The organism is Flammeovirga sp. AWQ4_249 (genome assembly GCF_056161045.1).
In genome coordinates this window covers 19,814-43,916 of sequence record NZ_JBSWYJ010000023.1, presented here as the reverse complement: position 1 = coordinate 43,916, position 24,103 = coordinate 19,814, and the positions used below count along the sequence as shown (strand labels likewise).

Below are 24,103 nucleotides of genomic sequence, written 5' to 3'. Positions count from 1 at the left end.
ATATCTTAACAGGATATTAAAACTACTTTTTAATAACTAACAAGATTATGAAACTACTTTCCACTTTTGTAAGTGTGTCTCCTCCGGGGGAACAATCTCTTCTACATTTAAAAAAATTAAAAGAAAACATTGCTACAACGAATTATATAGGACTTTATGGAATTACCTTAGATGAGGGTGATGGAGTGTATGTAAAAGATGTTGATGGAAATATTTACCTAGATTGTTTATGCGGAGCATCAGTAACTGTAATTGGTTATAATCAAGGGAATATTGCGGAACAATACTTTCAGGAAGCAAAGTCAATACAGCACACTTGTTTTACTTATTCTCCCAATAGTCAAGCATTAAACCTAGCAGAAAAATTAATCGAAATTACTCCAGGTAAATTTGAAAAAAGAGTAATGTTTGGACTCTCTGGGTCTGATGCTAGTGGTGGTGCAATCAAAATAATGAGAAAATACACAGGAATACAGGGTGTGTTACATTTTAAAAATGACTATCATGGTTCTACAGGGTTATCTGAGCAGGCCTCTCATTATGGAAGACTGAACAACGGAATTTATCCTGATAATACTAATTTTTTTGAAGTACCTTTTCCGACTAAAGGTTATGAACTGGAACAAGTTCTTATGTTTATTGAAAAACTCTTCAAAGAAAAAAAAGTAGGAGGAGTTATTCTTGAAGCAATACAAGGAGATGCAGGTGTTCAAATCCCAGTAAAAGATTTTATTAAAAAGTTATCCTTATTAACTACTAAATATAATGCTGTGCTAGCTGTAGATGAAGTTCAATCTGGTATGGGTAGAACTGGAAAATGGTGGGCAATAGAACATGAAGATGTTATACCTGATGTAGTAATTTCTGCAAAGAGTTTAGGGGGAGGGTATGCTCCAATTTCTGCTGTGATAGGAAGAAAAGAGATGATTGAAACACTAGAGGCTGGTCAACATATTTTTACTTTTGGAGGTCACAACCCTTCAGCAGCTGCTGCCAATGCTACTATTAATTATATCGAAAGTCATGATGTAATCAAAAACGCTTCTGCAATTGGAGATTATTTAATTATGGGATTAAAAAGTAAGATATCAGAGTATTCATTTATAAATGAAATTAGAGGAAGAGGCTTAATGATAGGTGTAGAAGTCGATATTTCTGAAATGGATATTAGAGCAAAAGTATTGGCTTACAGATGTGTAGAAATGGGAGTTTATGTAGGTTTCTTTGGTGTAAATACTGAAGTAATACGAATTGAACCTCCTTTGATTATAACCAAAGAACACGCCGATAATATTATTAAAACACTATCTTTTGCAGTTGACGAAATGGATCAAGGTAAAACTCCTCAGGAGACAATTGATAAGGTAAACAAATACTGTATCGGAATTTAGATTTCTCATTTTTTATAAAAAACAAACTATATTTTATGTCATTACTATTGAAAAGAAGAACAGTCTCTTACGAAGAAGTTGAGGCTACTGCAAAGACTGGAGACATTGTCTTGATGCATGGAGATTTCTTAATAAGCAAACTTACAGAATTTTTAGAGGGTTCTACTTGGTCTCATTCTGCAATGCTTGTTCGTCCTAACGACATTGGTTTAGAGATAGAAGGAAATCCGTTATTACTTTGGGAATCTAATATCGATTCACCCGTAAAAGATGTAATTTTAAAGACTTCTAAAACGGGTCCAATGCTTGTAAATTTTAAAGAAAGAATGCAAGTGAATTATGCTCATAAAGATGATTCAAAGTTTGCTATTCGTTCACTTTATACCGAAAGGAATGAAGAAATGTTTAATCATTTGAAGATGACAATTAAGAGTGTTCATGATGCGACTTTTCCTGATCCTTTGATAAATGAAATGCTTAATTTTAAAAAGGGAAGATATGATGGAGAAAAAAGTACGGATGGAACTTTCTTCTGCAGTCAATTATTATCGCAGACATTAATGAATATGGGGCTACTGACTACTATTCATCCTGATAATAGTTATGCTCCAGCTGATTTTTCGGAAGAATTGGATGTAACATTGAGGCAAAGAGCCTTTCTTGGAAAGGAGCAAATTATTGATGTTGATTCAATCATGAATTCTTAAGAATATATGAATTTGACTTCTTTCAAAATGGACGATAATATAAAAAACCTTTTTCGGAAATATAGAATTAAAAAAGCAGAGAGTTTTCTTCTTGGTTCAGCAGTTTGCTTACTCTTTGTACTTTGTTACTTTGTATATTCAGATATCTATATCCGAGAACATTCTCATTTTGTATATTATCGTCTTCCTCTTATTTGTGTTGTTCTTTTTAAATTACTTTTATCTGTAAAGAAAATAAGACAACACTTTTGGCACCAGTTGATTATAGTATATGAAATAGAAGCAATTGCTGCTTTATTTATGATTTATGGAATTACTATAAATGTATTGGGAAGTCCTCTTTTTAAAGTAGCATTATTGGCAGCTTCGATTATTCATCTATGTATGTTTCTCTATAATATACCTCATATTAAAACTACTCTACTTATTATTTGGGGAAGCTTTTTTCTTTTCTTCTTTTTTATTTACAAAAAAGCGGTTCTATTTAATCTAACTGATTTATTAGTTGACTTGCCCAATCTTATCACAATGATGATTGCAGTTTCTATTCTTGCCTTTTTTAGGTTTAGAGATATGAAAAATGAATTTATAAGTAAATACCAGTTAGAGCTGGAGAAAGATAATTCAGATAGAATCAGTAATGCTTTATTAATCAAGAATAATGAACTGTTAGTGACGAAAGAAGAGATCGAATCTCAAAATGAGGAAATTATCAATCAGAGGAATTATATCGAAGAACAAAGAGATCAACTAGAATATAGAAATCAACAATATATTGCTAGTTTAAATAATGCATCAAGAGTACAATTAACAATCCAAAATAATCAATCACTAAGCTTAGAAAGATTAGGTTTTTTTTATTTCAATCAACCTAAAGATGTAGTAAGTGGGGATTTTCTATGGGTTGATAGAGTTGACAACCTTCAATTTATAATCGTTGCTGATTGTACTGGTCATGGTGTTCCAGGTGCACTTTTATCCATGTTGGGTACTTCTTTATTAAACCAAATCATCAAAGAAAATAAAATAACTGACCCTGCTGCTATTTTAAAAGCATTAAACAATGCATTTTTAAAACTATATAAAAATCCATCATCCTTGAATGATGGTATGGATTTATCAATAGTCACTTTTTCATTAGATAGTACAGATAAAACAAAAATTTTATATTCAGGAGCGAAATCACCATTAGTGATTATTGATCAAAATAATGAAATGCAAGTAATCAAAGGAGATCGATTTTCAATTGGTGAGAATTCAAAACCTAACTTTAAGACTCAAGTTGTAGAGATTAATCAAAACTCATTCTTATTTCAATTCTCTGATGGTTATAAAGATCAGATTGGAGGTCCTAGAAATAGAAAACTTATGCCAAAAGGTTTTTATGAAAAACTTCAAAAAACAACGCAAAAAGAAGAACCTATAACAAAATATAAAACCCTAGAAAAAGAATTTTTGGATTGGAAAAATTATGATGGATTAAGGGATCAAATTGACGATATACTAGTAGTAGGATATCAAATTTAGGAGTTCTCTTTATCAAAGAAATAATTTTATTTAAAGACTAAAATATTGATTTTTAATTAAATAAGGCTTTTGAGTTATAAACTTAAACAAGTTTTCTATGTAACTTCTTAATCGATCTAGAATAACGTATTAACTTATGCATAGAGATAAAGATTACCAGAAAATCATTAATGATATTTATAACCAATTACTTTTTGAAGAAGATAAAGGAGTCGTAGCTAGCTACATTCCTGAATTGGCTAAAGTTCCACCAAAAAAATTAGGGATTTATCTTCATACTACTGACGGTGACGGTTTTTCATGTGGTGACGCTCTTGAAAAGTTTTCTATTCAAAGTATCTCAAAGGCCTTCACTTTATCAATGGCATTATCTTTCTTAGGACCTTCACTTTGGAAAAGAGTAGGAGTAGAAGCATCTGGCACTGCTTTTAATTCAATTGTCCAATTAGAATATGAAAAGGGGGTTCCAAGAAATCCATTTATAAATCCAGGGGCAATTGTCGTCTCTGATATTTTATGTACTTATTTGAAACACCCCAAGAAAGACTTTTTACATTATGTGAGAACTCTTGTGGGAGATGATGAAGTCCATTATGATAATAAAGTAGCGATTTCTGAAGCGGCCACAGGCTATAGAAATGCTGCTCATATCAATATGTTGAAATCCTTTGGTAATATTCAAAATGATGTTGAAGAGGTCTTGGATTTCTATTATCATCAATGTTCTCTAGCAATGAGTTGTAAGGAGTTAGCTCAAGCCTTTAATGCTTTTGCAAATACAGATACTCCTTTTTCATACGATGGTGTTAATCTATCTAGGAGTCAAGTTAAACGTATGAATGCAATCATGCTTTCTTGTGGATTTTATGATGAATCTGGTGAATTTGCTTTTAGAGTAGGATTGGCAGGGAAGTCAGGTGTAGGTGGTGGTATTGGTGCTATTTTACCTAGAGGATTAAGTATTGGCGTTTGGAGCCCAAGATTAAATGCAAAGGGAAATTCTTATATGGGAATGCGTTTCTTAGAAGAATTTACAACCATTACTGATTTATCAATCTTTTAACGATTATACACATAATAAACGACAGGAATCGTTTCATTTAATAGTCTAATTTATAAAATTGCGAAAACTACTGAATAAGAATCCCATGATTTACTTCAAGTTATTTTATAGCTTTTTTAAAATTGGACTATTTACTTTTGGTGGAGGATATGCCATGATTCCTTTGCTCGAAAAAGAATTAATAGACAAACGAAAGTGGTTGACAAATGATGAACTTCTCGAAATCATGTCAATTGCACAAATGACTCCAGGAACTATTGCCATCAATGCCGCAACATTTGTTGGGTATAGAGAAAAAGGTTTTCTAGGAGGTTTACTCACTTCTACAGGTGTGATAGCACCATCTTATTTAGTGATCACAACTATATATCACTTATTTTCTCATAGTTTTGATCACCCATTAGCCCAAAAAGCTTTCATGGGAGCAAGAGCAGTTATCGTAGCTTTAATAGGACACTCAGTGTATAAAATGTTCAAAGGAAGTGTGACGGATAAATTCGGATTAGGTATTTTCCTAATGGCTTGTCTCTTGTTATTTATCTTTAATATCCATCCTATTTTATTAATAATCATTGGTGCCTTAATAGGACTTGGCTTGTATTCTTTCTTTCCTCAACAACTAAAAAAGTTATTAAAATAAGATGACGCCTTTATCATTTCCATTACTTCATACTTACCTGGATTTATATCTTATTTTTGCTAAAATTGGCTTCTTTAGTTTTGGTGGAGGATTAGCTATGGTACCTCTTTTTGTAGTAGAGTTTCAAAAAGAAGGTTGGATGACTGCAGACGAATTTTTTAATGTATTATCCTTAGCACAAATGACACCTGGAGCGATTGCAGTAAACTCTGCAACCTATGTTGGTAATGATGTAGGAATGCATGTAGGTGGAACATTTGGGGCTTTATTAGGTGGTGTTTTTGCGACTTCTGGTTTAGCCACTCCCTCTGTTGTTTGTATTGTTGCCCTGTCAGAAATATTAAAACGTTTAAAACAGAATAAGTATAAACAAGCTTTCTTTTTTGGGATAAAACCAGTCACCATAGCACTTATATTATTTGCCGGTTGGAAAATTGCGGAGGCTACGTTTTTTGAAGAAAACTATACAATTGTGTATTGGAAATCTATTGTATTATTCTTGATTTGTGGTGTTGTCGTTAAATTATATGATAAAAAAATACATCCAATTGCTTTAATTACAATGGGTGCATTAGTTGGTGTATTTTTCTTTTAAATTAAAGTATTATTGATCCATCCATTCTTTAAAATGAGCAACTTTATCCTCACTGATTTGTAAGGCATCAAGTGACTGTACTGACATTTTAATAGAAAGGTGATTGTCTTCAATAGGATTTACAGCTGCAATCGATTTACTATTAATAATGTAATCTGGATTTACTCTGTAAAATTGAACTTGATCTAATTGTACTTCTAAAGTAGCAATATCTCTATCTATAGGTAGCTTTTCTCCATCAAATAAATGAAGGAATGTTGCACCTTCTACTTGTTGAATATAAGCGATATCTCTGGTATTTATTGTCTTAAAAAGTCCATCCACTGAAATCACAACGCTTTCAATAATTTTTTTGAAGCGATCCATAATTACTTCATCCATTGTTGGGAAAGTAACCGTTTTATGAAGATTCGTGAATTTCGAGTACTTCTCTAATACTTTTTGTACACTAGCGTAAGAATAATCTCTTAAGATATAGTCGATATTATTCATACGATATTTTTCATTGATAGCATTACTAGCATCTAATGTAAAGATTACAGGATAAGTAGTAAGCAATGTTTTGAAGATACCAAAACAATCTCCATCACTTAAAATTGGACTTTGAAAAATAAGGTCTACCTTATTTTTTTTATTAGAAAACCATTCGATACTGTCAGCAACATTAGTTAAGATGTCTACGATTTCCAAAGCGGAATCGTACTGCTTAATCAACTTTGCCAATTGATTTGCTGAACTTAGTTCATTTTCAATAATAAGTATTTTCATGATTGATGTAGATATAAATGAAAAATGATAGTGAAAGTATTTTATTTATGCAGTAACACTATACAATGATACTATATTTCTTTAGTTAAATGGAAATCTTACTAAACTTCATTTGTTAATTTTATTATTATTTAAACCATTATTCACCAAATAAATGAAATGAAATTAAATCCTTCAAACTCCATATACTAATTAAAGTTGACTACTTTTTTACAAATTAAATTGTCATATTAATGATAAAGCAAAAGGCCTATTGTATATCATGCTGTTATAAAATCTATTTCATAATAACTATTCTTGATAAGAATTATAACACTTCAATCTATTCAAACTTAACTAGACGTAAAACTATTATTATGTATCGTTTTATTTTAATTGGGTTAATTGCCTTTATGGCACAATCCTGTATTGGTTTTTTAAGACCTATCGAAGATCCAGACTATACACCCGTGATTATGAGTAGGTCTACTTTTGAATCAGAAGTAGGAATGGGAAACCCTCAGCCCGTCGTTAATCCAGGTAAAATCTACATTTTTGGTAACTTATTATATGTAGGAGAAAAAAATAAAGGTTTTCATGTTTATGATAACTCAAATCCTCAAGATCCAGTTAAAATTAAGTTTTTAAGCGCTCCTGGAGCTACGGATATCTCTATTAAAAACAATGTTTTTTATATCATTCAAGCTACAGATTTAATCTCTATCACTCATGACCTTTCTTTTGATAGTTATATTACTTCAAAAAGATTAAAGAATGTATTTAACCAAAAAGTATCGCCTAATGGTTGGACACATGATTTAAAAGAGGATGAGATCATCATTGAATGGGTAAGAAGAGAAGACTAACTAAAAATTAAACCAAACATGAAAAATCTAAAAATTCTGATTTTAATACTTTTCACTTCCATTTTATTGAGCTGTGAAAATGGTGAAGGTGATCCTGTCAATAATCAAAATACGGGTCAAGGAGGTTCTTATGCCGCATTTACTATAGTTGGAGATTATTTATACGGTGTCGACAATAGTAATTTGAAAGTGTTTCTGATTTCAGAAGCTTCAAAACCTGTTTTGGTCAACAATGTTCCAGTAGGATTTAATATTGAGACGTTATTCAATTACAAGAATTATTTATTTATTGGATCTAATCTAGGTATGTATATTTATGATCTAGAAACTCCTGATTCACCAACACAATTGTCTTCGGTTCAACATTTCAGAAGATCATGTGATCCTGTTGTCGCCAATGATAGCTTAGCTTTTGTAACCTTACATGCGAATGCATCATGTGGAAATAGTGGAGTTAATCAATTGGATATTTACAATATTAAAGAACCTGAAAAACCAATTTTGCTTTCAACGCGTGGTTTGGCTTCACCAAAAGGACTAGGGTTGTATAAAAACTACGTCATTATTTGTGATGGTGACGAGATTAAAGTTTTTGATTATAACTACCCTAATGGTGAAACACAATTTGTTACTTCAATTAGTAAAATTGGCTTTGATGTCATAGTTAATGGCAATAAACTCATTGTTGTAGGTGATGAGATTTTAGACCAATATCAAATCATAGAAACTGACACAGGGTTAGATTTTAATCTAATTAGTAATATCAATTTTATTTAATACTAATGATGAACATCTAATTGTCATAATAAAGGTCATTGATGTATTTACAAACATTGATGACCTTTGTCTTTATAGATGAATTTTATACAAACTTCACAATTTTACTATACTAAAGTAAACCCCATTTAAGTGTATTAAAGTGAGGGTTTATCACTATTAATAACCGATTATCAATATGAACGATCAACATTACTTTTTTATAAAAGGAGTTGTTACAAGAAATGGTCACACTATCGATGCTGTCTATGGAACTGAAGAGGAAATTGATATTCCTGAACTGTACCATACTTTATCCCAATTAAAAATTAATATAAGTAAGATCAGAGAAATAAACATAAATGAATTAATTCATTTTACAGATCACTTAATAACAACTGATTTAAAAGCATTAAAAAATTTTTAAAGTGATTTACCAATAATGTGATTTACCAAAATAAAACTGGAGAAAAGGATTAAAGTACATAGCAAAATTAGCTACTGTCAACAAGAAAATGAATAAAAAACAAAATGGATCAACTAATCCTTCTTCAGTTTTATCAAACCTATTAAAAATCAAAAAGAGACATAGTAAGATAAGTCCTATTGGAAACATGAAATAAGAAGATCTGATTGTATATACTACTGGAAAAATCATGTCTTCATTTAGCATAACTACAGGATCAATACGTTTTAAAAGTTTTGTTCGAAATACAAACAACTCCTTATCTGATAAAACATATGCTGAATCACCCATATCTATACTAAAAGACGCTGTATAATCTGACCAAAGTAATACTTCATTTCCGCCATAATCTAAGGTCTGTTGATCATACACTCTAGTAGTGATTGTTTCTCTAGGTAAAAGAAAATCAAAAATAGTTAACAAAGTGACAAAGATAATTGTCAATGCAAAAATTACTTTCCGCTTTGATTTTTGTGGAGGTATTGCCTTCAAAAATAATAGAATAGGGTAGAGTACTTTTTGTAATAGTTGCATAATTTAGTATTTGATTAGCTTGCTTATTTTTTATAATACGAAATCAAATTAAAATTGTTCTTCACCACGATACATAAACATAGTATTGACCATAAACAGAAAGCTAAAAATGTGAGTGATGATTAAACAAGAAAATAAAACAGCATCAAAAACTCCATCTTCATCATCATATTTATTATAAAGTAAACATAGACTAAATAAAATAGTAAGGATGGGAGTAATGAAATAAGTAGTTCTCAAGTTATAAATAACGTTATATTGTACATCCTCACTATACATGATTATGGGATCAATACGACCAAATAGTAGCGTTTTGAATATAAAAAACTCACTTCCAATAAAATTAGTTTGATAGTAATTGCCTTCTTTTACATCAATAATAAAATCTGCAGATCTCTCAGTTCTCAATAATAAACTTGTTTCCCCAACATATTCTTGATCATATACATAGATGTAATCATTAGCTCGAGGAAGAATAAAATCAAAGATTAATAGAAAAGCTATTAAGAGTGAAAATAGACTTGTGAATATTTTAAGCAATGATTTTTCCTCAGGAAAATAAGAAGAAATTTTTAATGTAAAGTTGTTCAGTTTATTTAAAAGCTCCATTTTAATCGCCAATTGATTTGAGATCCCCCTTGACCATATTGAGAGTCTTCATCTCCAAAAAAGAACATTCCGAAGACTAAAATCTCAAAATTATCACTTAAGGAGGTCGTTGCATTTCCACCGATGTAATAAGAACCATCATTACTATTGACTATACTATTTACTCCTAATCTTGTAAGAGGAGTAAGTTGATATTGGACTTCATTGAAAAATGCAAATCGACCAATACTTAGTGTTTTTGGAGTCAATGGCATTGTAGGATCTATAGCTCCAACGGGAGAAGTAGCACCTGCACTGTTATAAATTGTTTCGGTATGAAGATACAAAGAATTTGTGAAAGTGTAATCTAGTGAAATATCCATCACTACAGATGGGTCTTCTCCTGCATAATCTGGATAAAAGAAAGTACCTTCTCCTTTAAAACCAGCTCCTCCAATTTGACCTTCCCAACCCCAACCTAAATTGTAATTTTCTCTAACATAACCTGCTAGAAATTGAAAATCATATTGCCATAAATTCGTCTTATAAAGTGCTGCCACATTGTAATATTCAAATTCATTGGAGGGGGAAAAAACGACTTCAATAGAACTAACAGGGCCTAAATAGTTACGAATTAAAATGGCGTCAGCACCAGGTCTTTCCTCATAATCAAAATCAAAGAAAGAATAAGTATTAAATAAATCATTCGGGTTCCAAACCATTGTTACCCCCCAATTGATACGTTGACGACCAACTCGAACTTGCCAATCACCAGATGAATAATCAAAATAGAATCGATCAATTTGAGAATTTAGAACATATGAATTTCCCTCTGCCCAATTGTAAGACATATTAAAAGCATATTGGTCTTGACTAGCAAACTGTGCTGGATAATCAATACCTAACTCAGAGGAAAGGGAAGGGCTAGCACCATAAATTAAGCGATTTCTTCCTTCAAGTGCGACTGTAATTTTATCAGAAGCATAATATTTAAAATTGAGTCGATTATGGAATAAATTATCAATCAACCATTCATCTTCTACATTTTCAGGTAGATTGACAGTTTGCATGTATTTTAAATACCCACTAGCGACAAAATTTTCTTTGAACTTGCTGGTCTTTTGCTCTTCTTCTTGTGCAAATAGTAAGGTTGGTAGTAAAAGTAAAAAAGGTAGTAAGCTTTTTTTCATTTTAATAAAAAGGAGTAGGAATAGTTATCCAAACCCACGACCGAAGCCGTGGGAAGTAGTTATTTATTTGGCATCAATAATTTTACCATCATCAAATTGAATCACTCTTTTGGCTCTGTCCATGACACGTTGATCGTGAGTGGCAATTACAAAAGTGATATTTTCTTTTTCATTGAGGTGACGCATGATGTCCAAAAGATCTGAAGTAGCTTTTGAATCTAAATTGGCTGTTGGTTCATCTGCTAAAATCAATTTTGGTTTTGACGCTAAAGCTCTTGCGACAGCCACACGTTGTTGTTGACCACCCGAAAGTTTCGTGGGAAACTGTTTGCCTTTGTCTCCGATACCCACTGCTTCCAAAAGTTCCTTTGAACGTTTGGCTCTTTCTGCTTTTGGTTTACCTTGAAGCTCCATAATGAATTCAACATTTTCCTCAGCTGTTAATACTGGCATTAAAGAATAATCTTGAAAAACAAAACCAATATTATCTCTTCTGTATGTGATCATATCAGCAGAAGAGCGATTATGTAAATCTGTTCCATCGATTAATACTTTACCCATCGTTGGGGTATCTAATCCACCAAGTATATTCAGAAATGTAGTTTTACCACATCCAGAGGGACCTACAACAGCTGTAAATTCTCCTTCTTTTATTTCTAACTCCACGTGATTCAATGCGTGCACTGGAATTGTATCTGCGTTATATGTTTTGACTAAGTCTTTTATCTTGATCATCTTAGTATTTTTTTAATTAGGAAATAGAGTTTGCATTGCTGCATATTGGTTAGATTATCCTTTATATCTTACCGCTTCGGCAGGGTTTAATCGAATCGCCCTAAATGCCGGAGGCAATGCCGAAACTATTGCAGTAAATAATATCATTAAGAATAAAGTAGTGAAGGAATCTGGCATAATTGGATATACAATATTGTTGAATCCTGCAATTGCACTTTCTGAATATTTAAGACCATGAACGCCATAATATTCAATCAACCCAACAGATAAAAGAGCACCAACCAAACCGCCAATCAAGGAAATATAAATGGTCTCTAATACAATCATCAAAAAGACCTTGGCTCTATTTAAACCTACAGCCATTAATACACCTAACTCTCTAGATCTTTCCCAAATTGCCATTGTCATTGAATTTAATATCCCAAACCCTAAAGCGAAGAGAATAATACCTAAAATAATGTAACTATTTGTATTACCTGTTTCTGCTAGCGTACTTAACTCAGGTTGAATTTCTCTCCAAGTTTGAATATTTAGATCTTTCTTTTGAATTTCTTTTTTAAGAAGATTTCTTAATCCTTCTGGACTTGAACCACCTTCGATAGAGGTCATTGCTATTTCATGAATGAATTTTTGTCCTGCATTTCTCCACATATCTTTTGATTGTGTATAGGCAACTGTTTTATCGAAATCAGGAGAACTAGTAGCAAAAATTCCTGCTACTCTATAGGCGGTATTTACCATTTCATTATTAGGTCCCATATAAGCGATTACAATTTTAGAGCGAATTTTCACCTTCAATTTTTTCGCTAAACTTTGCCCGATAACGATTTGATTTTTTCTTTTTCCCTTAAAATAATCACCTTCTATAAGGAAGTTTTGAATTTCCGTTACATCCTTTTCTTTATTTGGATCCATACCAATAATCTTAATGCCTTGACTATCGTTGGCAGATGAAGCCATACCATTAATAATAACTCTTGGTGAACATCCTTTTGTCAAGGAATCATTTTCTGCTATTTTGACTATAGCTTCATAGTTTCGGATAGAATCTTTAAAACTATTGTTGACTTCAAATCCTTTCTCATGAATTTGTACATGTGCTAGATCTGTGATCAAAGATTCCTTAATCTTCGATTCCATCATGCCGTTGATAAGCGCCATAGTGAATATTCCACCAAGAAGACCAACAGCAATTGAAGCGATGAGAATACCACTTCTCATTTTGTTTCTCCAAACATTTCGCCACGATATTTTTGTAATCATCATTGTTTTAAATGTTTAAGAGTGAATTGCTTCAACTGTTTTTAATCTTGCTACATGAACCATCGGATAAATAGTACAAATGATCATGATAAATGCCATCAATAATGCTTGTGGCCAAATGATATCAAAGCTTGCTGTAAATCTCAAGATCGGTTCCATACCCATTTTAGCCATTGCATCACCTTTTGCTCCGGTAATATGTATTGGGTGGTTTTCCATATACAATAAGATAGGTAAACCTGCGATAATTGAAGTTATTATCCCTATTAATCCAATAAATAAAGATTCTTGAAGGAGCATACTGTAAATTTTTCTTTTGACCATCCCAACTGCAGTCAGAATTCCAAATTCTCGTTCTCTTTCAATTGTCATCATGAGGATAGTACTGAAAATACCGAAGGCAATGACGATATATAAGATGTAGATCATCAATTTTCCACCTTCTCTATCTGTATCAATCAAATTGACCATCTCAGGTGATAATTCATCCCAACTCATGACTTCATATTTTTTGTCATCCAGCTTTGTTCTTAAAGCAGTTACAGTTTGATATATTTTTCGAGTATCCTTAACGTTTAGAATGTAAGCATTCAACATATTTGGTGCAGATACAAAATACTGAACTGTAGGCAAAGTCATATAGATGACTTGATTGTTCATTTGTGGGTTAGGATGCTTAATTATTCCTTGGATTTTGAATAGTTCTGCTGCACTTGCACCATGATAACCTTGACCTAAAAGTGCGAGCGTATCATTGACGGTAATACCTAAGTAGTTGGCTAAACCTTCGCCAATAATGATATTTTTACTGTCTTCTGATAAATAAGTTCCTTTTACCATTTTGGAAGAAAGGTTACTTAATTGATCTTCTCCTTGAGGTTCTGTTCCAACAACCATAACACCTTTTGTTAGTGTATCTGTAGCTGCCATTGCATATGTTTCTAAGCGACCAAAAGTACCGGAAACATTTTCATCTGATAATATCTCATCTCTAGTTGCTTTGGAATCTTCCATCAATTTGTTGATTGATTTGTCATTCCAAAATCCTTGTTGATGCACTTGAGCATATCCCATATAGAATCGGGCAGCGGTATCAATCATTTGCCCATAAGACCCTTCTTGTAGAGAACGCATCAAAATTGCTAAGATAACAGCGAAGAAAATCGAAGAAATACTCGTAATTGTTCTACGTTTGCTTCTCCAAAGATTTCGCCAAGCGATTTTAGTAATCATTGTAGTTAATTAGTACGTTAAATTATCGAACTCTTTTCATGTTTTTCTGAGTGAAGAAATTCTCGTTGATCTTTTGGTTGAATTTTGCATCATTATAGATCATCACCGTTTTCTTTCCTTCTTCGTCTGCTGGAACCATCTCCATTCTTGATGGCATTTTTCTACCACCCATTTCTTTTACATCAAAGCAATTCAAGGTATTGACCAAATACATATCCTCATCAAAGTTTTCTACCTTCATTTGATTATAAATACCATCCGTAGTTACCCAAACCAAAACTTTACCCCAAACAACTGCAGCATCTTCGTGAGGAATCATTTCTATTTTGTAACATTCATGACCATTGACTGTTTCTTTACCTAATAATTTATGGCTGTAATCTTTTACAACAGAGGCACCTTTCATTAAATCATCATTGGTAAAATCAGATCCCATCCATGCCTGTGACATCATTGAAGGAGAAATTTTAATAGTTCTCTCAATGCTTGGAGTCCAAGACCACATTTCTTTATACCTTTTTAAAGATGCCGATCCTTTATCTTTTGCAGGTGATGTAATTAAAACTAAAAAAAAGTCATCTGTACCTTTAGACCAAGACTTCATTTGCATTGTCCTTGTCCAATCCGGTCGGATAACTTTCATTGTCATGTTAATATAGCTACTTTGTCCTCTTTGTTGTTCTTGCATTTTAGCAATAATCTCGGAGGCACTTTCTTGCGCAAATAATTGTGTTGAAAACATTACACCTAATAGTGCAACGAATAAAGTTTTCATTGTTTTCATATCTATTTTAATAATGAATTATATATCTGATTGAATATTTGTTCCATTTTTTTGATCGGCTCCTCATATATATGTGTAAATGAAAGTAGACCATGACCTTCAGCACAGGAAATAATCAGTAAAGCAGAAGTTATAGGAGATAAATCCTTGTTTAAAACTCCTCTTTCTTGATCATTCATGATTGATTGTTGGATTTTCTGATTGAAGGTATTAAAGTAACCTTTTGATACATCAAGCACTTCTTTTTCATCGCGTACAAAAGCAAGCATACTAATGTATAAATCGAAAAAATTATCTTCTTGATTATCATGATTGTCAAAGAATTGTTGAAACTGTTGAATAATCATTTGTAAGGCATCTTTCAAAGGCATTTGTTCTATTGGAGCAGATAAAATCTCATTTGACATATTTCCCCAAAAAGAAATAACAGAAGCAATCATCAATTCTTTTTTACTAGAAAAATGATGATAAACAGCACCTTTTGACAATCCAGAAGCTTTTATGACTTGATTTAAAGACACTTTTTCCATGCCTTCCTTTGCAAATAATTGAAGTGCTACTTCTATAATATGTGATTTAGTATCTTTCTTCATTGTTTAATCTTAATCAACAAACCGACCGGTCTGTACAAATGTAATATAATAAACGATTAAAATCATAAAAGGTTGAAATAATTTTAATTGGATATAATTAGTTGTTTATAACGTATTGGAATTTAGTGAATTAATACAATTTATAGAGATTGAATTTGAAGAATAAAAAAAGGGATTGCATAACATGAAAGTTATACAATCCCTTCTTGGAATAGTATTGTTTTACTAAAATATATTCTTAGCTATCTTTTTGATCACTTTTGAAATTTGGTTTATCATCTGGATTTTGACCAATTGCATTTGTAATCGTAGATACAATTTCATCTACAGAAGCATCGTTCGAGAATTGAATAGGTTCTTTGATTTTCACTTTCAATTTCGTACCTCTTTTCTTAAAGAATAATCCTTTTTTATCAAAAGCTCTTCTAAAACCATCGATGACAATAGGTACAACTACTGGATTATAACTCTTGATAATATTACCGGTACCTTTTCGTACAGGTGCATACGGACTAGTTGTTCCTTGAGGGAAAGTTACCAACCAACCTTGATCTAAAGCTTTTTTGATTTTCAAAGGCGCTGAGATATCTGCTCCTCTTTTCACATCCTTACCTTGTGCTCTCCAAGATCTTTTTACAGTAACGGCTCCAGCAAGTGAAAAGATTTTTGGAATCAATCCACTTTGTTTCATTGTTTCCTCAGCTGCTACATAATATGTATTCACTCTCGGACTCAACATGTATATAGGAAGCGGTGCAACTCCTTTTTTGAAACCCCATTTTGCGCTAGCAAAAATGTGATAAAAAGAAATTACATCAGTATAATAAGTCTGATGATTAGAAACGAATAATACATTATTCTTTGGTAAGTCTTTTAAAACTTCCATTCCTTCTACTTGAAGATTATTGTGGAGCTTTAATCTTGGGTAAGTTAAAGCAGCAAGTCCACCAATGATCATTCTCTTCAGAAAAAGAATATTACCAAAATTATCTCTTCTGATTAGTTGAAACTTTTTCTTCTTAGTACTAATATCTTTTGTTTCCTTGAAAACGTCTGTAATTTTTGTGTCCTTGTTCCCTTTTTGATTTTTCATATTACCTAACGATAATTATTCTAACTGTCTGATTATAATGGATTAACGCAATGAGTTCTGTTGTAATAAAAAGTTATTTTACTCCTCGCTAAAACTAGGTTTATTACAATTATACGAAATTATTAACGGAATGATCGAGCTTTTTTTCTCAGAACTTACGTTAAAGGATTAGGAATGCTTGTAGCTTATTAAATTATAGAAGGTTTCATTCATTTATTAACGAAAAAAATTCTTAAGAAATGTTTATGAAAAGCAATTTTGAAAAAAAAATGCTTGAAAAACGCTTATTAAAACTCTTTAAGGATTCTATTTCAATGTTTTAGTGGGTAAATGCTTGTCTGTTTCAAATAATAGAGTTACATTTGCAGGCATTTCGAGGTAAAAACAATATCGAAGAGACAATGTACGCAATTGTAGAAATAGCAGGACAGCAATTCAAAGTAGAAGAAAATAAATATATCTATACTCATAAGTTAGACTCTGAAGAGGGTGCAGCAGTTGAGTTTGATAAAGTTCTTCTTGTTGATAACGCTGACAACGTATCAGTAGGAGCACCAACTGTAGAAGGTGCTAAAGTGACAGGTAAAGTACTTGGTCACGTGAAAGGCGAAAAAGTTATCGTCTTCAAAAAGAAGAGAAGAAAAGGATACAGAGTGAAGAATGGTCATAGACAACACTTCACAAAGGTTCTTATCGAAGGAATCTCTAACTAATTGATTTTAGAAATCGAATCCATAACGATAAAAAGACATGGCACACAAAAAAGGAGCTGGTAGCTCGAGAAACGGTAGAGAGTCGGAAAGTAAACGACTTGGTGTGAAAATTTTCGGTGGATCAGCAGCTAAAGCTGGTAATATCCTTGTTAGACAACGTGGTACTACTCACCACCCAGGTCTTAACGTAGGAATGGGAAAAGATCACACTTTATTTGCACTAGTTGACGGAACTGTTGAGTTCAAGAAAAAGAGACTAGGAAGATCTTATATCTCAGTAATCCCAACTGCTGAATAGTAAGTAGGTTTATTGAAGATAAAAAGGTTCAAACCTATATGATTGTAGGTTTGGACCTTTTTTTGTCAAACTTCTTGAAGCAAATTGAAATGTTTTGAGAATTTTTTGCGTTATTGATATACTCCATAATTAATAAAATATTCTAAATTAATGTTACTACCTACGCTTAATCTGTAACATTTGGTTTATTTTAGCGGAAGTATTTCAGTATCTAAAAAGAGAAGTGATTTTCTCGTATTGATAAAGAGAAAAATTGGATGATTAAGGATTGTGTTACAGTTTGGCGTGAATGTCTAAACATTATTAAGAATGAAATCTCTACGCAGAGTTTTCATACGTGGTTTTTACCAATAAAACCCGTTAAACTGGAAAATAATGTCCTTACAATTGCAGTACCTAGCCCTTTCTTTTACGAATGGCTAGAAGAATATTATGTACATGTTCTTAAAAAAGCGATTGATGCTGTATTAGGTCCTAATGGTAAATTAGAATATTCAATTATGGTCTCTAGAAGACCTAAGAATGCCCCTTTTACAGTACAAAGAAGACAACAACCACAACAACCTAATCCTAACAATCAAGGGTATGATCCTTATGGGAATAATTATAATAATGATCCATATGGCCAACAACAAAACCCTAATTTAAATCATCCAAACCAACAACAATATGGCAATAATGCTGGTGGATATCCTCCACAGCAACCTTCTCAACAACAGCCTCCTCATTATCCGAATAACCCGGTAAATCAGGAACCTGTTAACTCTATGCAAAACCAAAATCCTAATGTACCTCCATATCCTTCTAATCCTAATCAACAACAGGATGGAATGTATGGTCATAATGATTCGAGAGATTTGAATGAACCTTCTCGTAATCCTATGAATGAAGATACATTTGGTGCTAATTCGGTGAAACCTCAGTCGCCTTCTCCTATGGGAGAGCCTGAAAATGATCCGCTTCCAAAAAACAATCCGCAAGGTTGGAGAGAGAACCCTCAAGTGAATCCCTCTTTCAATAACCCGAATGAAAATAAAAACGATAACCTAGGGGCTACCCAAAGTAATCGTTACCAAAATCCTCCTCAATACAGAAAGAGTCAATCGCAGCAGATGCCGCAATATAGGTCCTCTTCTGCTCCAAAAAACAATCCAGAGGAACAACCTCGCCCGTATATGAATATGGGTAACGAGAATCCAGCTGGATTTGTGGATCATTTTAGAGTACCTAATGCTCAAGAAAGTTCGTATAGAGATTCATATTTGAACCCAACTTACACTTTCGAAACGTTTATTGAGGGAGATTGTAACCGCTTGGCACGTTCAGCAAGTATTGCGATTGCACGGCGTCCAGGTGAAACGGCTTTTAACCCGCTTGTAGTATATGGTGGTGTTGGTTTAGGCAAGACACACCTTGCACAAGCAGTAGGAAATGAAGTCAAAAGAAATGATGCTAGTAAGTTCGTTCTTTACGTTACTTCCGAACAATTTACAACTCAGTTTATTGAAGCACTAAGAAATAATAACGTTCAGCAGTTTACAAACTACTACCTGCAAGTAGATGTTTTAATTGTGGACGATATTCAATTCTTAGCAAAAAAGGAAAAGACTCAAGAGAACTTCTTCCATATATTTAACCGATTACATCAAAACGGTAAACAGATCATCATGACGACAGATAGACCACCGAGAAGTTTGGAAGGTTTGACTGATCGTTTATTGTCTCGATTTAAATGGGGATTGACTGCAGATATTCAAAAACCTGATTTTGAGACAAGAATTGCCATTGTGAAACAAAAACTAATGGCTGAAGGTGTGAATGTACCTGATGATGTAGTGGAGTATTTATCTTATAATATTGATTCCAATATCAGAGAGCTTGAGGGAACATTAGTTTCTTTATTAGCAAACGCTTCCTTAATGCAAAAGGAAATTGATTTGGATATGGCTAAAAATGCCTTATTGAATATTGTAAGAAATACTGAAAAAGAAATTACGATTGATTTCATTCAACAGATCGTGTCAGAGTATTTTGGTATTTCTGTAGAAGAATTGAAATCTAAAACACGTAAGAAAGATATTGCTCAAGCAAGACAAATTGCAATGTATTTCTCTAAAGAATATACAAAAGAGCCTCTTAAAACAATTGGTAATCAATTTGGTGGTAGAGATCATAGTACTGTAGTACATGCAAGTAAAGCAGTAACAAAACGTACAGCTTCAGATTCTCTTTATAACAGAATCTTAGAAGAACTACTTGACCAAATGAATATCAAAAGTAAAGGGTAACCTACTTTTTTTGAATCCCATTTTTTTATGATAATCCTATAATTCAGTGGATAAAATTAGATTATCAGATACAAACAAGCTAGTCATCACACAAGTACTAGCCATCCTTTTTCTGTTTATTGGTTTTTACTTTATTGATTCCGCAAGAAAAAAATCCTACGAAACAGATATATGGCATGTTGTCTCTAGTGAGTCCATCACATTAATAGAGATGAAACATCCAGAAAAGCTCCAATCTTACCTTGATTCTTCAGAATTTATCAATGCATTAAAAGACCTTGAAGGAGGGAATAATGCAATGAATACCATGAGTGATTTATTAATTTTGCTGGATTCAGCAACACAAAATTCACTACTTGGTGTCAAGGATAACGTATACCTTTCTATAAATGCAACTGGAAGTAAATCATTTTCTATGTCTGTTTATCTTCCAATGGACGAAAGGGTATATTTAGACCCCTTTTCAGAATTAGCATTTCTTGATGAAAAACAATATACAAGGGAATACAAAGGGGTAGAGGTACACGAATTTTCTTTCGGAAATGAACAACTTAGTATTGCTAAAATTCGAAACTTTTTGGTAGCATCTACGGATGCACTCTGGATTGAAGAAGCAATCAGAAATAATGGAGAAAAATTTTATGATAACTTCTATTTTGGAACGCTAGATCAAGAATTGTCACCATTAAATGACAAAGTAACTCTACCTGATGGTTTAAAAATGTGGATTAGACCATCTTCAGTGTATCATTGGTTTAATAGACTTACTGATCTTGGTACAGAAAATCCATTTCCTTCTATTGAAAATTATTCTGATGGAATGATGGTCGAAAAAGTGGAGGAAAATAAAAATGAACTTTCAGTACAAAGTACCAATAGAGTTCCTTCAGATTCCTTTTACCATAAAATACAACCCTCTTTAAAAAGTGAGAATACATCTGTTTATAAATTAATGACAGATGATGTCTCTTTCTTTGAGCAATGGTATACAGATAACTTCACTGAGTTTGCAGCTTTGTCTTTAGACTACTCAGAAGCTATTGGTGATGAAAAATCAGGTAGTGCTATTCGTACTTTCAAAAAGAATGGTTTTGATGTAGGCGAATTAGTTGATCAAATCAATGGTGATGTTTTAAAAGCGACATTCATCAATGTTGATGGAAGTAAATGGAAACATCTGTATGGATTTGGTTTAAAAAATACGGTTGAGTTTGATGTAGTTCTTGAAGATCTTAGAAAAAGTACAGAAGAAAAATCAATTGATAAAGTTAAACTTATCGGTTTAAAAGGATTTACAATCTATGGCTTTCCTACAGGTAATCTATCTGGTGCTTTAGCAGGTGTTCACTTTAATGATCCTCAAAAGTATTCTTATGTGGTAAGGGTTAATAATTATATGATGGTATCAGGTGACCTTCCTACACTAACTCAATGGTTAAAAGATTGGCTTATTAAAAGAAGATGGACTTCTCAAAAAAGATATAATGTCTTGATAAAATCATTACAAGATAATCCATCAGAAGGAAATATAGTTTTCAATACTGAAGCATCTTGGGTAGGAATGACACATGCACTTTCTAAAAGTCATGCAAGTTATCTAGAAAAACATAAACAATTAATACTTGGTTTAAACTATCAAGTTTGGGCTTTAAACAAAGGTACGTTTGAAATCAATACACTTTTCGTTGGAAAGTTTAGAGATGATAAACCCAAGACAACTAAAAAGATTTTATCCTTGGAAATGGGTGTAAATCTTGCAAAATCACCGATTATCTTAAAAGATATGTTGGGGAAAGAAGAAGGAGTATTAATTATTGATAAAGAACATATAGTTGAAGGTTACAATCTTAAAGGAGATACGGTATTTTATCATGAATTTGATTCTGTGATTAAAGCTGATCCTGTTGTAGTTTGGCCAATGAACCAAAATTCACCTTCTTTATTCTTAACGCAGAATAATAAGGTTTTACATATTAATAGAGAAGATAGCTACTTAGAAGGGTACCCTGTAGATCTTCCAATTTATTCTCAAGTTGAATTTACGAAATGGTTACCTTGGCACCTAAGAGGCAGTAGTGATTTAATTCAAAATACTGATGGCGTATTGTTGTCTGTTGACACTTTAGGAAATATCTATGGTCTAGATCGTAAAGGTAAACTTCAAGGTTTGTGGCAACCTCAAAAAACATTAGAAAGACTAGCATTAGAGCCACAAACGTTCCAGTCTAATGGAAAAAATTATGTGGTTACTTTATCTAAAAAAGGTAAGTTGATTGTCTTTACAGAAAAAGGAGAATATGCCAAAGGGTTTCCAATGCTATTTAGGGAGTCAGTATCTCCTCAACTTTTTGTCACAGAAGATGCCACACTTGAAAAATCAAAAATTACCTTCATTACAAGTATTGGAGATATTGTTCAAGTGAATGGTAAAGGGCAAGTATTACGAAGGGATAAATTAGGTGACCGTGCACATGGAAGATCTTTTGATTTACTAAAAGATGAGGCAAGGAGTAGATCTTGGATGGTCATGGAGCAAATCTATGGTAAAGTTCAAGTAAGAAATAGTTCAGGTAAAGTAGTTTTCAAACATCGTTTTGAAGAAGAAGAAAAAGCGATAGGACAATATTTCGATTTTGGAATTGATGCAGAGTTAATTTGTATTACATTCCCTAAAGCAAAGAAAACGTATATTTATTATTTAAATGGAAAAGCTTTTGTAGAAAAACCATTTATTAATAATAGAGAAGTGAAAATGTTCTACGATTCTTCGATACAGCAATTTATTTTCATTACTTCCTATCAAAATAAGGTAGAAATTCACACAATTGATCGTAGAAACTAATAGAAATCTAAAATACTGTTAATCTACACCTAAAGATCAATGATTTGTATATTTTTGTAAAGTCAAGAGTTGTTGACTAATAATTAAGACATTAAGATGATTAAGAAGATATTCATATTCGCACTTGCTTCAGTTACATTTTTTGCATGTAGCACAAAGAAAACACGTACGAAAAAAGAGGCGAAAAAAATTGAAATGGGAACTGATGTTCCAGATTTTACTGCCTATAATATTGAAACTTTACATACTGAAGAAGCAGTTCCTTCAAACCGTTTGAAAGCAAAAGTACAAATGCGTTATAAAAACGGGAATGAGAGATACCCTCAAGGAATTGATATTGTAACATTTTCGAAAGAAGATGGCAAGGAGGAATCACATTTAGTAGCAGATAGTGCGATCTATACAGCTGACAGTACTTTATATACTGTTTATGGAAATGTTGTATTGGATGATTATCAAAAAGGTCAAAAGTTAGAAACAGATACTTTACATTTCAATAAAGAATCTGGTGACATTTTTACGGATGCAAAAGTGAAAATGACAACTGAGACAGAAATTATTTATGGTAGAGGTCTAAGAGCAAATCAAAACAACCCTGAAGAATATTATATCCAGGATATTGATGGTTATGCTGACCCTGAATAAATAAAGCAATAAAAAAGAAAAATGATAAAATCTATATTGGTAGCACTTGGTGCTGCCTTTTTCATTATTGGGGTACACCAATCTTTTATGGTGGGCATTGCCGCAAGTTATTGGTTGTTCACTTTGTCAGGAATTTGTTTTTTAGGTTTGCAGCTTATCAACAAAAAGGGAGAGGAAGAAGAATCGGAAGAAGACAAAAAAGCTTCTCCATCAAAAAAATCTAGAGGTAAAAAGAAAAGAAAAAAATAATGAAAGAGTTAATTCTTAGAGAACTGAAGTTCTTCACATTTTTCGTGATTGGATATATACCATTCTTTTACTTTGTAATGTTTGTCATCCAAGAAGAACCAAAATATGCTTATTTCTTTCAAGGAATGATCGTTGCCTTTATTGTTACATATGTCGTGAAATTCATTTTCATGATCATGAAAAATATAAAGTAGATCCAACTCATAGAAATCGTCAAAAACATCCATCCAATAAAAAATACTGAAGATTAATAAAATTAATCTAGCTTTTAATTGCTTTACTACTTCATAGACTTTA

The 24,103-nt window shown here is 32.4% G+C and carries 25 protein-coding genes and 2 pseudogenes; 17 read left to right on the top strand and 10 right to left on the bottom strand.

What is annotated here, in order from left to right; translation table 11 throughout:
• The first annotated feature begins 47 nt into the window (after nucleotides 1-47).
• The 6 genes from ACXAHM_RS16700 to ACXAHM_RS16675 all read left to right on the top strand — a co-directional run bounded on the left by ACXAHM_RS16700 (nucleotide 48) and on the right by ACXAHM_RS16675 (nucleotide 5,923).
• Nucleotides 48-1,391 (top strand): aspartate aminotransferase family protein, encoded by a 1,344-nt coding sequence (locus ACXAHM_RS16700; protein WP_474961999.1) that lies wholly within the window; start codon nucleotides 48-50, stop codon nucleotides 1,389-1,391.
• 35 nt (nucleotides 1,392-1,426) lie between these two features.
• Nucleotides 1,427-2,098, top strand: a complete 672-nt coding sequence (locus ACXAHM_RS16695) for a hypothetical protein (RefSeq protein WP_474961997.1) — start codon at nucleotides 1,427-1,429, stop codon at nucleotides 2,096-2,098.
• A gap of 27 nt (nucleotides 2,099-2,125) precedes the next feature.
• On the top strand, nucleotides 2,126-3,625 hold the full coding sequence (locus ACXAHM_RS16690) for a PP2C family protein-serine/threonine phosphatase (RefSeq protein ID WP_474961995.1): 1,500 nt from the start codon (nucleotides 2,126-2,128) through the stop codon (nucleotides 3,623-3,625).
• Between the two features lie 136 nt (nucleotides 3,626-3,761).
• The gene (locus ACXAHM_RS16685) at nucleotides 3,762-4,688 is read left to right on the top strand and encodes a glutaminase (protein ID WP_474961991.1); all 927 of its coding nucleotides are present in this window, start codon (nucleotides 3,762-3,764) and stop codon (nucleotides 4,686-4,688) included.
• 85 nt (nucleotides 4,689-4,773) lie between these two features.
• Nucleotides 4,774-5,328: a chromate transporter gene (locus ACXAHM_RS16680; protein WP_474961987.1), complete on the top strand. Its 555-nt coding sequence runs from the start codon at nucleotides 4,774-4,776 to the stop codon at nucleotides 5,326-5,328.
• Between the two features lies 1 nt (nucleotide 5,329).
• The gene (locus ACXAHM_RS16675) at nucleotides 5,330-5,923 is read left to right on the top strand and encodes a chromate transporter (protein ID WP_474961983.1); all 594 of its coding nucleotides are present in this window, start codon (nucleotides 5,330-5,332) and stop codon (nucleotides 5,921-5,923) included.
• Between the two features lie 9 nt (nucleotides 5,924-5,932).
• Here ACXAHM_RS16675 and ACXAHM_RS16670 read toward each other — a convergent pair whose 3' ends face one another.
• A complete protein-coding gene (locus ACXAHM_RS16670; RefSeq protein WP_474961981.1) occupies nucleotides 5,933-6,691 on the bottom strand; it encodes a LytR/AlgR family response regulator transcription factor in 759 nt (252 codons plus the stop codon).
• A gap of 356 nt (nucleotides 6,692-7,047) precedes the next feature.
• Between ACXAHM_RS16670 and ACXAHM_RS16665 the strand changes: the two genes are divergently transcribed.
• The 3 genes from ACXAHM_RS16665 to ACXAHM_RS16655 all read left to right on the top strand — a co-directional run bounded on the left by ACXAHM_RS16665 (nucleotide 7,048) and on the right by ACXAHM_RS16655 (nucleotide 8,719).
• Nucleotides 7,048-7,536 (top strand): hypothetical protein, encoded by a 489-nt coding sequence (locus ACXAHM_RS16665; RefSeq protein ID WP_474961978.1) that lies wholly within the window; start codon nucleotides 7,048-7,050, stop codon nucleotides 7,534-7,536.
• Nucleotides 7,537-7,554: 18 nt separating this feature from the next.
• Entirely contained in the window at nucleotides 7,555-8,313 is a 759-nt protein-coding gene (locus tag ACXAHM_RS16660) for an LVIVD repeat-containing protein (RefSeq protein WP_474961974.1), read from the top strand.
• A 178-nt stretch (nucleotides 8,314-8,491) separates the two neighbouring features.
• Nucleotides 8,492-8,719 carry a hypothetical protein gene (locus ACXAHM_RS16655; protein WP_474961971.1) on the top strand — a complete coding sequence of 76 codons (228 nt, stop codon included), beginning with the start codon at nucleotides 8,492-8,494 and terminating at the stop codon, nucleotides 8,717-8,719.
• A 6-nt stretch (nucleotides 8,720-8,725) separates the two neighbouring features.
• On the opposite strand, the gene ACXAHM_RS16650 is transcribed toward ACXAHM_RS16655, so the two are convergent.
• The 9 genes from ACXAHM_RS16650 to ACXAHM_RS16610 form a co-directional block, all read right to left on the bottom strand.
• The gene (locus ACXAHM_RS16650; protein WP_474961968.1) at nucleotides 8,726-9,292 is read right to left on the bottom strand and encodes a hypothetical protein; all 567 of its coding nucleotides are present in this window, start codon (nucleotides 9,290-9,292) and stop codon (nucleotides 8,726-8,728) included.
• A gap of 48 nt (nucleotides 9,293-9,340) precedes the next feature.
• Nucleotides 9,341-9,901, bottom strand: coding sequence for a hypothetical protein (locus tag ACXAHM_RS16645; RefSeq protein WP_474961966.1), 561 nt, complete (start codon nucleotides 9,899-9,901; stop codon nucleotides 9,341-9,343).
• Nucleotides 9,889-11,070 carry a hypothetical protein gene (locus tag ACXAHM_RS16640; protein ID WP_474961963.1) on the bottom strand — a complete coding sequence of 394 codons (1,182 nt, stop codon included), beginning with the start codon at nucleotides 11,068-11,070 and terminating at the stop codon, nucleotides 9,889-9,891. Before ACXAHM_RS16640 ends, ACXAHM_RS16645 begins: the two co-directional genes overlap by 13 nt.
• Nucleotides 11,071-11,133: 63 nt before the next feature.
• Nucleotides 11,134-11,805: an ABC transporter ATP-binding protein gene (locus ACXAHM_RS16635; protein WP_474961961.1), complete on the bottom strand. Its 672-nt coding sequence runs from the start codon at nucleotides 11,803-11,805 to the stop codon at nucleotides 11,134-11,136.
• A 54-nt stretch (nucleotides 11,806-11,859) separates the two neighbouring features.
• Complete coding sequence (locus ACXAHM_RS16630; protein WP_474961958.1) at nucleotides 11,860-13,071, bottom strand: FtsX-like permease family protein; 1,212 nt, start codon at nucleotides 13,069-13,071, stop codon at nucleotides 11,860-11,862.
• Between the two features lie 12 nt (nucleotides 13,072-13,083).
• Nucleotides 13,084-14,301, bottom strand: a complete 1,218-nt coding sequence (locus ACXAHM_RS16625) for an ABC transporter permease (protein WP_474961956.1) — start codon at nucleotides 14,299-14,301, stop codon at nucleotides 13,084-13,086.
• 22 nt (nucleotides 14,302-14,323) lie between these two features.
• Complete coding sequence (locus ACXAHM_RS16620) at nucleotides 14,324-15,076, bottom strand: outer membrane lipoprotein-sorting protein (protein ID WP_474961954.1); 753 nt, start codon at nucleotides 15,074-15,076, stop codon at nucleotides 14,324-14,326.
• An 11-nt stretch (nucleotides 15,077-15,087) separates the two neighbouring features.
• Nucleotides 15,088-15,678 (bottom strand): TetR/AcrR family transcriptional regulator, encoded by a 591-nt coding sequence (locus ACXAHM_RS16615; protein WP_474961952.1) that lies wholly within the window; start codon nucleotides 15,676-15,678, stop codon nucleotides 15,088-15,090.
• 238 nt (nucleotides 15,679-15,916) lie between these two features.
• Entirely contained in the window at nucleotides 15,917-16,771 is an 855-nt protein-coding gene (locus ACXAHM_RS16610; protein WP_474961950.1) for a lysophospholipid acyltransferase family protein, read from the bottom strand.
• A 401-nt stretch (nucleotides 16,772-17,172) separates the two neighbouring features.
• Here ACXAHM_RS16610 and rplU point away from each other — a divergent pair, with 401 nt between their 5' ends.
• From rplU to ACXAHM_RS16570, 8 genes and pseudogenes are all read left to right on the top strand, one after another.
• Nucleotides 17,173-17,484 (top strand): 50S ribosomal protein L21, encoded by a 312-nt coding sequence (gene rplU, locus ACXAHM_RS16605; RefSeq protein ID WP_044201388.1) that lies wholly within the window; start codon nucleotides 17,173-17,175, stop codon nucleotides 17,482-17,484.
• 37 nt (nucleotides 17,485-17,521) lie between these two features.
• Entirely contained in the window at nucleotides 17,522-17,782 is a 261-nt protein-coding gene (rpmA, locus tag ACXAHM_RS16600; protein WP_474961946.1) for a 50S ribosomal protein L27, read from the top strand.
• A gap of 257 nt (nucleotides 17,783-18,039) precedes the next feature.
• Nucleotides 18,040-18,180 (top strand): annotated as a pseudogene (locus ACXAHM_RS16595) (DnaA N-terminal domain-containing protein); the annotation flags it as partial.
• A 795-nt stretch (nucleotides 18,181-18,975) separates the two neighbouring features.
• Nucleotides 18,976-20,070 (top strand): annotated as a pseudogene (gene dnaA / locus ACXAHM_RS16590) (chromosomal replication initiator protein DnaA); the annotation flags it as partial.
• 46 nt (nucleotides 20,071-20,116) lie between these two features.
• Complete coding sequence (locus ACXAHM_RS16585; RefSeq protein WP_474961944.1) at nucleotides 20,117-22,912, top strand: hypothetical protein; 2,796 nt, start codon at nucleotides 20,117-20,119, stop codon at nucleotides 22,910-22,912.
• Between the two features lie 96 nt (nucleotides 22,913-23,008).
• Nucleotides 23,009-23,557 carry an LPS export ABC transporter periplasmic protein LptC gene (lptC, locus tag ACXAHM_RS16580; RefSeq protein WP_474961942.1) on the top strand — a complete coding sequence of 183 codons (549 nt, stop codon included), beginning with the start codon at nucleotides 23,009-23,011 and terminating at the stop codon, nucleotides 23,555-23,557.
• Between the two features lie 21 nt (nucleotides 23,558-23,578).
• Nucleotides 23,579-23,806 (top strand): hypothetical protein, encoded by a 228-nt coding sequence (locus ACXAHM_RS16575; protein ID WP_474961940.1) that lies wholly within the window; start codon nucleotides 23,579-23,581, stop codon nucleotides 23,804-23,806.
• Nucleotides 23,806-24,000, top strand: coding sequence for a hypothetical protein (locus tag ACXAHM_RS16570; protein WP_474961938.1), 195 nt, complete (start codon nucleotides 23,806-23,808; stop codon nucleotides 23,998-24,000). Before ACXAHM_RS16575 ends, ACXAHM_RS16570 begins: the two co-directional genes overlap by 1 nt.
• Nucleotides 24,001-24,103: the final 103 nt, after the last annotated feature.